The sequence below is a fragment of the Hahella ganghwensis DSM 17046 genome (assembly GCF_000376785.1).
Taxonomy (GTDB): Bacteria; Pseudomonadota; Gammaproteobacteria; order Pseudomonadales; family Oleiphilaceae; genus Hahella; species Hahella ganghwensis.
Genome location: NZ_AQXX01000077.1, coordinates 23,880 through 36,883, shown reverse-complemented (window position 1 = coordinate 36,883; position 13,004 = coordinate 23,880). Strand labels below are relative to the sequence as shown.

Annotated in this window: 15 protein-coding genes; 9 read left to right on the top strand and 6 right to left on the bottom strand. The window is 46.4% G+C overall.

Annotation, left to right across the window (positions count from 1 at the left end; all coding sequences use genetic code 11):
* Positions 1-341 precede the first annotated feature (341 nt).
* The 7 genes from F566_RS0104600 to F566_RS0104570 all read left to right on the top strand — a co-directional run bounded on the left by F566_RS0104600 (position 342) and on the right by F566_RS0104570 (position 4,087).
* Positions 342-770 (top strand): hypothetical protein, encoded by a 429-nt coding sequence (locus F566_RS0104600; protein WP_020405800.1) that lies wholly within the window; start codon positions 342-344, stop codon positions 768-770.
* A gap of 264 nt (positions 771-1,034) precedes the next feature.
* A complete protein-coding gene (locus F566_RS0104595) occupies positions 1,035-1,496 on the top strand; it encodes a hypothetical protein (protein ID WP_020405799.1) in 462 nt (153 codons plus the stop codon).
* A gap of 179 nt (positions 1,497-1,675) precedes the next feature.
* On the top strand, positions 1,676-2,212 hold the full coding sequence (locus F566_RS0104590; RefSeq protein WP_020405798.1) for a hypothetical protein: 537 nt from the start codon (positions 1,676-1,678) through the stop codon (positions 2,210-2,212).
* Between the two features lie 94 nt (positions 2,213-2,306).
* The gene (locus tag F566_RS0104585; RefSeq protein ID WP_020405797.1) at positions 2,307-2,810 is read left to right on the top strand and encodes a DinB family protein; all 504 of its coding nucleotides are present in this window, start codon (positions 2,307-2,309) and stop codon (positions 2,808-2,810) included.
* Between the two features lie 79 nt (positions 2,811-2,889).
* The gene (locus F566_RS0104580) at positions 2,890-3,228 is read left to right on the top strand and encodes a hypothetical protein (protein ID WP_020405796.1); all 339 of its coding nucleotides are present in this window, start codon (positions 2,890-2,892) and stop codon (positions 3,226-3,228) included.
* 232 nt (positions 3,229-3,460) lie between these two features.
* Positions 3,461-3,685 carry a hypothetical protein gene (locus F566_RS0104575; protein ID WP_020405795.1) on the top strand — a complete coding sequence of 75 codons (225 nt, stop codon included), beginning with the start codon at positions 3,461-3,463 and terminating at the stop codon, positions 3,683-3,685.
* 132 nt (positions 3,686-3,817) lie between these two features.
* Positions 3,818-4,087, top strand: a complete 270-nt coding sequence (locus F566_RS0104570) for a hypothetical protein (RefSeq protein WP_020405794.1) — start codon at positions 3,818-3,820, stop codon at positions 4,085-4,087.
* A gap of 433 nt (positions 4,088-4,520) precedes the next feature.
* On the opposite strand, the gene F566_RS0104560 is transcribed toward F566_RS0104570, so the two are convergent.
* From F566_RS0104560 to F566_RS0104550, 3 genes are read right to left on the bottom strand one after another with little or no spacing between them, the layout of a single operon-like run.
* Positions 4,521-5,672 (bottom strand): NAD(P)/FAD-dependent oxidoreductase, encoded by a 1,152-nt coding sequence (locus F566_RS0104560; protein ID WP_020405792.1) that lies wholly within the window; start codon positions 5,670-5,672, stop codon positions 4,521-4,523.
* A 34-nt stretch (positions 5,673-5,706) separates the two neighbouring features.
* Positions 5,707-7,785 (bottom strand): LodA/GoxA family CTQ-dependent oxidase, encoded by a 2,079-nt coding sequence (locus F566_RS0104555; protein WP_020405791.1) that lies wholly within the window; start codon positions 7,783-7,785, stop codon positions 5,707-5,709.
* A 46-nt stretch (positions 7,786-7,831) separates the two neighbouring features.
* Entirely contained in the window at positions 7,832-8,806 is a 975-nt protein-coding gene (locus F566_RS0104550; protein WP_020405790.1) for a ferritin-like domain-containing protein, read from the bottom strand.
* 525 nt (positions 8,807-9,331) lie between these two features.
* Here F566_RS0104550 and F566_RS37580 point away from each other — a divergent pair.
* Together F566_RS37580 and F566_RS37575 are read left to right on the top strand one after the other, a co-directional pair.
* A complete protein-coding gene (locus F566_RS37580) occupies positions 9,332-10,174 on the top strand; it encodes a hypothetical protein (RefSeq protein ID WP_245555143.1) in 843 nt (280 codons plus the stop codon).
* Entirely contained in the window at positions 10,152-10,634 is a 483-nt protein-coding gene (locus F566_RS37575; RefSeq protein ID WP_342662529.1) for a mechanosensitive ion channel family protein, read from the top strand. Before F566_RS37580 ends, F566_RS37575 begins: the two co-directional genes overlap by 23 nt.
* A 32-nt stretch (positions 10,635-10,666) precedes the next feature.
* On the opposite strand, the gene F566_RS0104540 is transcribed toward F566_RS37575, so the two are convergent.
* The 3 genes from F566_RS0104540 to F566_RS0104530 form a co-directional block, all read right to left on the bottom strand.
* On the bottom strand, positions 10,667-10,873 hold the full coding sequence (locus F566_RS0104540; RefSeq protein WP_020405789.1) for a DUF6316 family protein: 207 nt from the start codon (positions 10,871-10,873) through the stop codon (positions 10,667-10,669).
* A 148-nt stretch (positions 10,874-11,021) separates the two neighbouring features.
* Positions 11,022-11,204 carry a hypothetical protein gene (locus tag F566_RS0104535; protein WP_211210600.1) on the bottom strand — a complete coding sequence of 61 codons (183 nt, stop codon included), beginning with the start codon at positions 11,202-11,204 and terminating at the stop codon, positions 11,022-11,024.
* Between the two features lie 357 nt (positions 11,205-11,561).
* Positions 11,562-12,986 carry a cation:dicarboxylate symporter family transporter gene (locus F566_RS0104530; RefSeq protein WP_020405787.1) on the bottom strand — a complete coding sequence of 475 codons (1,425 nt, stop codon included), beginning with the start codon at positions 12,984-12,986 and terminating at the stop codon, positions 11,562-11,564.
* Positions 12,987-13,004: the final 18 nt, after the last annotated feature.

The window sequence follows — 13,004 nt, the reverse complement described above, 5'->3', positions numbered from 1 at the left end:
CTAGCTAATAAACTGGCTCGGATAGCTTGGGCAATGCTTTATCATCACAGAAGTTATGACGAGCATTATCAAGTGGTTTGAACAAATAGAATGTTAACGTCGCGTTGTGTGTGGGAAGGTCAAATTGATGGCAAATCGGTTGAACCGTAATCCGAGAACTCTGGGCCTAACATCGTTTTAATAGAACGTCCAAATGTTTAGAATCGGATTAGCGGAAATCATCAGGGACATAGGCATGGCAGTAAGGCAAAGTCCGAATAGATGGCTGCACAACCAATTAATCAATGGATCTTCTTGCAACAGGTGGAGCGTCCATAGATGTTAGCAGTCACTAGGAACTTATGAGCGCGATCGAAGTATTAGAGGAAAAGCTACTTGGGAATTTTTATTCTAGGGTTAGTCTCGGGGATACGTTCGACCTATATTTCGACCGATTTTGGCTGATTTCTCAAAATATGGTTTCTTCTGATGAGGCAGCTCTAAACAAACTAATGTCCGAGTATTCACCGATAACCGAAGCAATAGATAAAGAAGATATTGCTAAAGCTACCATCCTTACAGCGACCCTGCGTAAAAAGGTAACGAAAGTGGTCCTGAACGCTGATTCAAGCTTAGAACTGAGTTTTGAAAATGGAGTCAGGCTACTATTTACAACTGATACCGAAATAGTAGATTGGCAATGGGCAATAAATGAAGATGCGCAAGACCCTTATCATAGCTTGATAGTTGGTGTTCTTGAGTCAGGGGAGGTTCGGCTTGGCAACTGCTAACAAGTCAAATCACGCGGATTTGGCAAAGCTGTCACCTTTTTTGTTCCAAAAAAGCCGCCAACTTCACCAAGCCGGTGTTTGAGGCGTTATAAGCCTTAAGAAAGTATGAGCACGAGATATATAGACGAAGGATATCCGCTATTACATTGGGCGACTTATATTGAAGCTGTCTGTCCAAAGTGTGGTGGTGTAGGCGTTATAGACGGCAATCCTATGTGGAGGGATTGGCGTGCAACCTTTCTTTGTCACAGCTGTTCACATTCAATGAAAACTGAGCGTGATGGTTGGCATGGTCCAGTTCTTGGTATGGGTAAGCGTCCCTGTCGTTCTTGTGGCCTCAAGTGGGTTCGGGTAGAGAAAGAATTAGAAGATGCCTCTAAAATTAAGTCAGAGTCTTCAAGTGAAAAGTGTCCACAATGTAATTCAGAAAACGAAGTTGCGTTGGAGTTTACACGCACTGAGCCATCTGATCATGCAATTGATCCGTTCTTTGGTCTTGAGTTGGCACTAAAAGAACCTACACGTCACGGCACTGTCTGGGTTTATGGTGCTGAGCATCTCAAGCACCTAAAAGAGTACATAGCGGCACAGCACAGAGTATCAAGCGGCACCAAGTGGTCGTACTTTACGAGGCTCCCTAAATGGGTAAAGGCAGCGCAGAATCGAGAAGAAATATTAAAAGCAATTACAAAATTGGAGCGGCGGCTTATAACAAAGTGCTGCTAGGGACAACCCTACGCTGCGCTTCGGTTTGCCCAGAGCAAGGCGTTGAGGCTGTAGGAAAATCTCAACACATTTTTCTGGCCGCGCGTTACGTAAAATTTTGAAGAAAGTAAAGGGTGAAATGCATGCAGAATTCACGTAGAAGCGCATATGGTAGGTCGTATTTTGATCATTTTTAAAGGTTGTGGAAATCCCAGAGTTTTTCTACAGCCTCGTTAGGCAATAGGAGGTGGATTCAACCAACATTTGCGTTAATTAAGTCAAGATTTGATCTGGGTTATATTGTAGAGCTAGAGGATGGTACGGAAGCACAACTAAGAGTATTAGAGCAAAAAGGTAGAGAGCTAGAGCTTCATGTAGCTGGTAAAGAAGAAACTATATGTGGTGAAAGGATACCTGTATATGTCACCTATCAAGATGATAAATATTGCTCGGTAAGCCAGATTAGCCCCGAAGAACGCTCTGAACGAGAAGCAATAAAAAAGAGAAAACAGTCAGCTATAGATAGTTGCGAAACTGGAGATGTTTACACCATGATAATTACAAAAGACTATGAATGGGGCTATCTTTGCGATCAAGCCGATGGTTATTTATCTGGTGCTATCAAAAAGCCAACAAAATTACTTAATATTGGTGATCGAGCTGCAGCAACAGTTATTGGCAAAAACAAACATGGGGCACCTTATTTAAGTATCAATAATGAGGTGCCAAATACATAACAAACTGCTCGAATTGACGCCTGGCGGCGCAATTTGGCAACGCGTTAGGTGCCGGTCAGTTTCAGCAAAAACAACTAATAAAAATGGAGTAAAAATGCAGTTTGCTAAGGCGTTTCAATATAAAAAGTGGGCAAATAATGAGTTGCTTAACTTTGGAGAACAGCAGTTCTCAAAACTTCCAGAAAGTGATAGTACATTTTTCATCAGAATCTTAAACCATACTGCGGTCGTTGATAGTCTATTTATCAGCCGAATCTTAGGTGAGCCTGAAAAATATAGTGGTGATAATACAGTAGAGACCCCAACGTTATCAGAGCTACGTGAGACAATGAATCAAAATGACTCATGGTTAGTTGATTTTGCAGAATCAACATCCAAAGAAGAACTGAAAAGGATTGTTTCATTTAATTTTGTCGATGGTGATACAGGGCAGATGTCAGTCGAAGAGATACTGCTCCATTTATTAACTCATGGTAGTAACCACAGAGGTATGGCATCTAGAGTGCTGGCAGAAAATAATCTTGAACGTCCAAAAGATACATTTACGCGATATCTGCATCAAGTCGAGCCTTCAAGAAGGGCTGGGCTTAGCACCTAACAAGCTCTTCAAACGGACAAAATACAGCTGGTTCCTACACGGTTTATACAAGAGTGTTGCAGTAACAAAGTGAACCCGGATGAAAATTAGAAAACGAGACTATTTATATACTTTGTGGGATGTCTCTATTGGGAGGCCAATAAAAAGTCTTTTGCCAAAAATTCGATATTTTTTCGAGATGGGAGGAAAAGGAGGTTACTACGTTAATGATGCCCCAGGATATTGGGGGCGGTATGGATCTCCCGAAAAAATAGCTGAGTTGGCTTCCGATCTCTATAATAGAGAAGATAGTATTTCATTTTACCTACCTGCGATTCAGTATGACTACAAATACTCGCACCAAATAAATATATGGGGCAGTGACTCAGGTGAAGATGTACTTATTGAATTTATCTATGCATCAAATCAATGTGGCTAGTACGAAAAAAGAGTCGCTAAATCCAACCTCCTTAATGAAATACAATCGATGCAAGAAGCACAAAAAAATATTACAGACTATGGGTATATTTATGTTGAGTATTAAAAGAGCGTATAACCAGCACAACTATGGGAAGCCAAACGCTCCGCTGAATTTTGTGCGCATTAAAATGCTTGCACAAAGTGCAGCTCCGGCTTGTCTCCCATGCTGTGGGCGTTATCTGTGAGGAAGCATGGACGAAGTATCCATCAAGCTAACAAAAGATGAGGCTTTGGTTTTGTTTGAGTTGCTATCTAGGTTCTCTGATGAAGACAAGTTAAGTATTGAAGATCAGGCAGAACAAAGGGCTCTGTGGAATCTCACATGCATTTTTGAGAAGGTTCTAGCTGAGCCATTCTCTGAAAATTGGTCAGATATTATTTCTGAGGCAAGAGAAAGACTCCGTGACGAAGTATAGAAGCAGCATAACAAGCGCCATGTTGTTCGCCCCACCGAGGCTGGCTCCTACACGGTTTATACAAGAGTGTTGCAGTAACAAAGTGAACCCGGAATAGAGTCGAATAAGAACGTGAATACTAGGAAGTAAGAAATGGTATTTAAACCTGATAATCTTAGGGTAATAGTATGTGGTTGCGTTTTTAGAAACAAAAAACCAATTTTATATGTTTATCATGGTGAAAAAAACTGGCAGTTTCTTTGCGGTGATGACCACGAGTCAACTGAAGGTGCTAGTGTTGTAGGTATTGGTCACCTTATTGAGAGAGATCCTAGCCTAAATGAACTTGCTGATTTATCATCTGGTTGGGAAGCAGAGAGAGAAAGTTTAGATAATAAATGGGTCCGCAATGAAGCGGAGTAATCAGCTAACAAGTGGCTGCTACGGATTGGTTACAGTTGACACCTTTTTGGCATCGCTTCGCTGGGCAAAAAGGTGTCAACTGTAACCAACCGCAGAACCATGCGTTATAACTCCTGGGGAGAGAAGTGGATTTATCTGACTTGGTTGAAGGTGCTGGAAAGCTTGAATCAGTAGAGCCCTTCAGTTACTCAGAAATTACTGAAGTTATTCAAGTCATTCGGTTAAATTTTCATTCCATGAGTTGTGGTATATACGCAATTGAGGAAATAGCTGTCCTCAAGTGATCCGTGATTACTATCACCCCAGCCCCTAAGTAAAAAATAGGGCGGCTCGATGTATCAACAATCTACGGAGCAGCCACTTTCATTTGTACACCAGACTTTAAGTGGTTTCCCTGTAGTCGACGCCGGGGAAGCCTATTCATTGGACATGATTAGGCTTCCCCGACGACAGCGTTAATTCGATCATTCCGTGCAGACCAGAAATCCGAATTTAACCAGCGGCGCTCCAGGCTGTACACATGCGCGCGGTTTCTTTGATAGACCTCGTATTGCCTGTCAATCTGGTCAGTAAATGACGGAAAGCGGGTTTCTTCCTTGTTGAATGATGCCGCTACCTTGTCAGCAGCGAGTAAGCCGTGACTTAATCCTTTATAGATCCCCTGGGCAGCTATGGGGTCGAAACTTAAAGCCGCATCACCGATAGCGATCCAATTCTGATCTTCAACTTTCCGGAGGTACCCTGAATGAATGGGGCAGGTGTGGTAACTGTGTTCTTTTAGGCTGAGTTTGCGAATGTTCGGGCCGATGAATGACGTCTTTTCGATGGCCTTCTCGAATGGTCGAAATTGGTCGCGCTTGAGTTGATAGATTGAGGGCTTCTCAGTCGCTATCATACTGACGACTCTACCACCTGGAATTTGGGCATGATAGAACCAGCCCTCAGGCACGGCTTCAAGTTGTATCTGTTTAACGCCTTCACCTGCGGCGACGTCAGCAAAACGAACAATCGCGAATAACTGGTCGTCCATTTCCTTGCGAATATTTAGGGTGCGGGCGAAATGCGCCTTAAATCCCGTGGCGTCCACAACAAATGACGTCTGAACTTCGATCGTTTTTTTATCATGAGGCGATTGATCCTCAACGGCTGTGAGGATCAGGTGATGAGTCAACGCTTTATCATTGCCCTGAAAAGCATCCAAAAAGCGAGTGGACCAACTGACTTGAGCACCGCACTCTATTGCTCTGTCTACCAGCATCTGGTCAAATATTTTTCGATTAAGCCGCCAGGAGGGGCCCAAAGGGTTCACAATAAAGTCGTTATATCCGGCATCCGCCCGCCCCCAAACCGAGGCGTAGCCAGGGCAGGTTTCATGTCCGGCCTGATAGAACCTCTTCGCCACCCCCAGTTTTTTTAATAGCAGAATGGTTTCCGGAGGGCAGCTTTCACCAAGTCGTTCTTCTCCGGGAGCTTGTCGTTCAACAACCAAAACAGAGGCCTGCGTTTTGCACCGAATGGCGATGGCCGCCGCCAGACCGGCGGGGCCACCACCCAAAACAACCACATCATATGTCTTATTCAGCATTTTATTTTCTGCTTGTGCTTTATGCCAATAGACATCATTTGTGGGGACATCCTCTTTTCTTCTTGGGAGGGTTGGCATTAAACGGCCAGCCTGGGACGGGGTCGGTGGCATCGCCTGGTGCGGTGAGCTGACTTTGCACCTCAAGGTAGAGTTCAGGAGAGTAGGTCTGAGTATCGCTCTCCACGTTGATACCCTGAATGATGATGCCGATTTTGTCCCAGTCCTGTACCGATTGCAGTGGATCCTGGAAGGTTGCTGCAGAAGCAGGATTCACTGCATAGGTGCCGGGGCCACGAATCGACCATTGTTGTTTGGGAAGAACATTATTGTAGACCTCTTCTGCCACGTAGACTGCATCAGGTCTTTGTGACGGCCAGGACCAGTACAGAGTTGATTCCGCACCGTTGCTCTCATTTACCCCGTCCGTATTGATGGCAGTCGCGTGAATAGAGCAGGAGTTGTAATCCGTCTGCCAGGGGATTGCCATGAACTTGGAGACATCTCCAGGCTGCAGACCGTCGGTCATGTCATGCAGAGGTATCCATCCACTACTAAGGTAGGGAGTGTCTTTCTTCAGGCCGTCGTAGGTCAATGGATAGTGTTTGATACGGAAAGGCCCGGCTCCAGAGGTGCTCCAGTCCTGAATGTAAATGTCCTTCTCCATAATGGTGTAACTGACTTCGATGCCGGGAACATAGCGTCCACCCAAACAATTTGCCATTGAGGCAACATCAAGGGCTTCACCGGCCCCCAGTTTGCAGACTTCTCCCTTATCAAAGTGACCTTTGCTCCATTGCTCCATCAGGAAGTACTGGGTTTTGGTGACTGTGAGGAAAGAGGTGCCTGCAGCCCCCAGAGATAATGGCATCAACGGTGTGCCAATATTGGTTTCGTCGGCGTTCGGATTCCGTATGAAGTTGAGGGCAGCCATGATGGTTTTGTTCGGGTCATCGTCTTCGCTGATTCCAACCACTGACTTGTGCGCCTCCAGGGCGAGGGGAGGCAAGTTGGCTGTCCAGCGCTGCAGGTTACAGGCAATAAAGACTGGTTGAATATCTTGAGTGAAGTTTGGTTTGTAGTGCGGGTTGTACCTCTTTTCAGCTTCGCCCGGAACTTCTCCATAAAGATCAGGCTGCAGGTCCAGGTCTCTGACAAACATGTTATAGACGTCATCCCACACGGAGACCACATTCCGGATCTGTGGGGCGTAGGCAGGATCGCCGCAAACCACCCAGGCACCAAAGGCTTCTTCGGTGGTGTCGTCCTCGAATACCAGAGTGACTTTAACCGGTCCGTCAGCCGCCGAATCAAACCATCCGACATTGTTGAGATCGCCGGTCATCTGAATCGGTACACCGTATTCATCATACTGGCCAACGGCATTACCCGAAGCTGAGAGAACCAATAGTCGACCTTTGTCATCGGTCAGCATTTGGCCCAAGGTATCCAGCGGCCCGCTGGGTTCAAACAATTCATCATTGGTATCTTCCGGGAAGCGGATAGGGTAGTCAGGCAATGGTTCTATCTTGCCTTTTTCCCTTACGCATGAAGCCTGCGAGCAGCGACTGAAGTCCGCGAACTCCCTTGGTTTTGCTCTGATTGCGCGTGGACCTGGATCAATCATTAATCGATTTAAGCGGTAGACAGAATCGATGGTTCCGTGTACCTCTGGGTTGCGTAACTGGGGAACCTGGCCATCAGCATATGCCTCGATTCCTTTGTTATTCACCACGTTATAGGCGGCGGCCTTTTTATTCGCGAGATGGCAGGACCAGATCAGATCTTTGACAACTCTGCCGTCTGGTAGCTTGGTGCCGAGAGTGACTTCCACGCCGTCTCCGCTGGGATAGGTGGATGTGCAGTCGGCGTCATAAGCAAATATTCGAAAGCGTGCCGCCTGTTTTTTCAGGTTTCCCTGGGTGTCGCGGAGGTCTTTGCTGGTGACAGGGGTGTTTTCTGTGCCTTTTTTAATAGGCAGTCCTCCGGTCACGGCCGTGCCTTTTTGAGGCAGTCCTGCACTGGTTTCCGGAGAAAGAATATAGTCTTCGCTAGTGCCGAAACGGGCAAAATTGACGGTGGGGTGTACCCTGAATACGGTTTTTTTGTTCATCATTGATCATCCCTTCAATTTAAGTGGCTTAGCTTTACCCTATAAGGCATTACCTGAATTTAGGGGTTACGCCATGTTCCCAGCAGTTACGGATTGCGCCGCCGACACTGGCCATAATTGGGAAGAAGTTTTCAGGATTCTCTCCTCTGAACAATCCTTCAAGGAGTGCGGTCAGCTGAGTAAATTGCTCGATGAGGATGTGTTCCAGTTGCTTATCTTCTTCGGTGTATTCGCCACGGGGTTTGGTCGGGAAGGTTTCCGGCAAAAGGTTACCATTCGCTCCGCCTTCTTCCTTGATTTGATTGAATTTGGTGAAATGATCACCGGCTGGCTCTATGTCATCGGCCGTATTCTGGAATACTTTGGGAATGGTTTCATCGACCTTGCATTGACCCTCGCCCTGATCTGTTATCAGGTCAATCAAAAGGCTGACCTGATCGAATCCTTTGGCTCCGGAATCAGTAACGATCATGTCAGGCATGTTGCGATAAAAGCTGGTGAAATAATTCACTTGCCTGACACCGCCTCTGATATCTTTTTTGAGCAGGGACGCCCCTATCCGTAAGGCTTGGTAAAACGCGCCGATGCTTCCGTATTCCTCTATTTTGGTTTGAAGAGCGATGTTTTTCAGGGAAGTGTCGAATTCAGGAATTTCCACCAGGCACATGGCATTGATGTGCAGCTCATCAAGTGGTCCGATTTCTGCCGTGTAAGGCTTATAAGGCGCTGTCGATTCGGGAGGGTCCAAACTGAAATTGAGATGTGGTATGTAGGTCCCTTCATAAACCGGAGTGCTGATTTTCGGTGAATATCCGTAGGCGTTGGCCATATTGGCCGCGCATTGCAAATGCAGCATCTCCTGATTAATGATCGTACGTATCAATTGGTAGGCTTTAGAATTACGGTCTTTGATTGAATACATGGCTGACATGTAAAAGGGGATGGTCCACAATTCCAGATCCACAGCAGCTTGCAAATGAGTCTCCAGATGTTCCAGAGCCCATTCATGATGTTCTAATTTCATTAGACTTCGTCCTTGTAATAGGTGAGTTTGATCCGCTTTTTCTCAGCAAAGCACCTGTTTTTGTGACTGTCTTTATTTGTTGGTCAGATTTGATTGAGCATATGTGAGTACCTTTCCCTGTATTTGTCGGCTTGTTGCTGTCCAGCCAGGCAGATCACAGGAAGTGTTGCGCAGCTGTACATTCTTTGATCAGATACATAGTTATAGTCTTTGTCTGGGTAAAAATCCATTAGCGCGGAGAAACTCGTTTTATTAGCGTGAGCGGGTCCGGCCGTGTCTCTGGTGTGCAATATCGTTTAGGCCATACTATTCTTAACATTATTCAATGATTTAGGAGGTTCTGAAAAAGCAAGAGGTGACTGATATGCGGTTCAGGAGAGTTTCGTGGCGGGCGCTTAAGGAGGTTCTAAAGCGTATTGTTGTCTTCAATAATTAAAAAATTGAGCCTTTGGATCCAATCCTGGCGGTGTGTCCGATAAGGTTGATTCAAACGCTTCTGAACTCTGTTGAAAGAGGCGGAGTGGCATGAACAAAGAGTTACTGTTGTCCACATTCAAGGATCTTTTTGATAGCGCTTTAGAATCGATTACCCGTATAGAAACTTATAGTGAAATAGGCATTATCATCCTGGTCTATGCGTTAGCCTATGGGCTGGCAGGAAAGCTTCGAAAGCTTATTCCCTTATTCAACGAGCCTCCTGGCCGCCCACAGGAGCATCCTGTTCTAAATCTCACTTATCGGTTCGGTCGATTGTTGTTTCCGCTGTTTGCCATATTGCTACTACGGCTGACGCTCGAGTTCAGTCAGCTTGTTATGGAAGAAGGCTGGCTGATGAAAGGCGCGCTGATCGTCGCGATGCTGCTGCTCTATAACTCCTTTATAACACTGGCCATTCCAGGCAGCTTGGTTGCGCAGACTTTTCGCTGGATTGGATTGCCAATACTGTTTTTACATTTAATTGGTGTGCTTGACGACATCACCAGAGTGCTTGAATCAATTGCCATTGAGATCGGCAATATCAATCTGTCCGTTTACGGTCTGGTGAGAGTGATGCTATTCGGGTCGCTGCTGTTCTGGTTGGGACGCGTATCGAACTCCACGGGGCAAACCATTATTCGGCGACAGCAGTCATTGGACATCCGTACCCGTGAAGTGTTGGCAAAACTATTTGAAATCGCGCTGTTCTTTATCATTTTTCTGTTAATGCTTCAGGTCATGGGGATCAACCTTACCGCCCTAGCCATATTTGGGGGGGGCTGTAGGGGTAGGGCTGGGCTTCGGATTGCAGGCGATTGCCTCCAACTTTATCTCCGGGGTGATTATTCTGCTGGATCGTTCGGTGTCTGTGGGGGACTACATAGAACTTGAAGATGGTCGAACCGGCCTGGTAACTCAGTTAAACATGCGCTCAACAACCCTCGAAACCTTCGACGGTAAGGATATTGTTGTCCCTAACGAGAAGTTCATCACCAGTAGCTTCACTAACTGGACACACAAGAATACAAAGCAACGATATCGGGTGGATTTCTCAGTAGCTTACAAAACCAATGTAAGGCAGATGGTGGAACTGGTTAAGGCCGCCGTGGCCACGCATCCGCAGGTGATCAGTGGAGAAGATATTCCGTTTGAAGAGCGTCCCGATTGTGAAATCGATAGCTTCGGAGATTCCGGTATTAACATGTTTGTGGAATTTTGGATGGAAGGTATCGATGATGGGCGAAACAGGGTCGGTGGTGATCTGCTGCTTATTATCCTGGAAACACTTCAGAATAACGGCATTGAAATCCCTTTCCCGCAACGAGAAGTGAGAATACTGAAAGAGGAATGATCGTGGCCTTGGAAGATTGCGGCCGAAAAAAGTCAGCCGCTGGGGGTTAGAGTCGTTTCCCCCATATATTCCAAGTAAGCATCGAGCCCCTGCCTGGCTTTTGTCTGGGAAGGATAAGGGCCGATAGCAAGGTTTTCGCGGGTGGTGTAAAACCATTCGCCGTTTTCAACATAAAACCGGTCAGAACGTTCAACGGGTATTGAAAAACGTAAATCATCGCTGCGGGATGCATGGGTCATGTTCTACTCCATTAGAGGATGCTTCAGAATTGCGGGGGCAATTATAGGGTGTCACCAAAAGGTGATATATAGTCCATTATGCATATATTTTTGTGATGCTTTCCGCAAATCTGCTGTGAACTGCGTTCAGCAAACTCCTGGTAGAACCCTACCCGGTGACACTTGCAGTCCGAAACCCGATCTTTTTCACTCTGGCAAAAGCCGCATCCAGCGTTTTGAATACCTGAGGATTTCTGCGATCTCTGAAACTGACGAGCATGACGAGATTTTTTGAGCTTTTTCTCTTCAGTCCGATAATCCATCCATGCTCCATCGGGGCTGGCTGAATCATAGCAGAAGTTAAATCTCCTGCTTCAAATAACAGTTTGGCGTCTCTTTCCTGCACTTTTTGCCTTTTGCGGTAGCGTTTGAAGGGGCGCGCATTCTACATGCGTTCGTTGAAGAGCGCTATCGCGATAGCTTGTAAGTATGGATTTTTTTGTTGGTAAGTTGTTATTTGGCCTGCGGAAACTAAAAACTATGGTAAGGAAGGTTGCTTTGGTCGCTCGGCATATTGGGATTGATTCAAAATCGGAAGTGAGCCGTAACAAGCACTTGATTGAAATGCTTGTCACGGTGTTATTTCTAGGCAGCCCTAAAGACTTTGTGGGTGTTGAGCTCTATGTGACAAAAGTGGCAGGCAGTGTGGCTATGAGAGCTCCGCTGCAATCCCTGCTCCTTCCGACTCTCTTTCTACGGTGCCGTCAGCCTCGTATTGTTCTAGATCGAGTGTGCCATTTCTTTTTGCTGTCAGGGTGCCAGATAGCATTGATCCGGAAATATTGAGCGCCGTTCTTGCCATATCTATCAGCGCTTCGATGGAAATCAGGATGGCGGCCACTGTGATGTCCAACCCCATGATCGTCAGCACCGCCACGGCGGCGAAAGTTGCGCCACCGCCCACGCCGGCGATACCGAAAGAAGCGATGGCGATTACAATCACCAGCTGGACCAGGAAGCTCGGATCAATTGGGATGCCCATCACTTGTGCAGCCATTACGGCCAGCATGGCCGGATAGATTCCCGCGCAACCGTTCTGCCCAATACTGGTGCCGAAAGTGGCTGACATATTTGCAGTTTCTTCATCAACGCCAAGACGCTGGGTCTGGGTCTCAACATTTAGTGGAATTGCGGCCATGCTCGAACGGGAACCGAAGCCAAATACCAGCACTGGCCAGGACTTTTTGGCAAACTTTACGGGGGAAAGACCAAAAACAGCGACTAGCACCAAGTGAACTATAAACATCACGCCAATGGCGACATAGCTGGCCAGTAGAAAGCGCCCCATCTCTGCCAGTGCAAAGAGGTTATTGCTCATCATGAAGACGGTCATCAGCGCAAATACACCGTAAGGGGTTAGTTTCAGTATCTGGCGCACCATGGACAGAACCACTTCCTTTGCGGCATTGATGAAGTCCACAAAGCTTTGAACTTTTTCTGGTTGGCGCTTTTTTACCTGAAGAATGCTAAAGCCCAGAAATATGGCAAACAAAACGGTAGAAAGCGTTGAGGCTCTCTCTGATCCCGCCAGCATGCTGAAAATATTAGAGGGGATCACTGACAGAACCAGATTGGTGATGCCGTTGGTTGTCATGAATTCCTGTGTGGATAAAAGCTTCTCACTCCTCGCCGATATATCGCTGTTAGTCCCGGCTGAAGTTACAAGATTATTGGCGTCAATATTAAACAGGTAGATACTTGCGACACCAATGGCGGCGGAAATCGCCACGGTGAACATCAGCATGCCGATAATCTTCGGTGCAATTCGAGAAAGGGCTCCATTGCCTTCAACATTCATAATGGAGGCGGTCATGGCGACAAACACCAATGGGATGACGATCATCTGCAGTAATTTGATGTAGCCATCGCCGAATAGGGAAATGAATTCCGCGAATTTGGTGCCGGTTTCGCTGCCAGCTCCCAAAATCAGCTGAATGGCACCACCAAAAAGCAGACCGCCGGCTAACGCGCTTAGCACACGGTAGTTGAAGCTTTTCTTCTGTTTTTTAAGTTGGTTCAACACGAAATAGAATGTCAAAAAAATAAAGCATAGCGCCATCAATGCGAGGCTCATGAGAAACTCCTTTTCTTA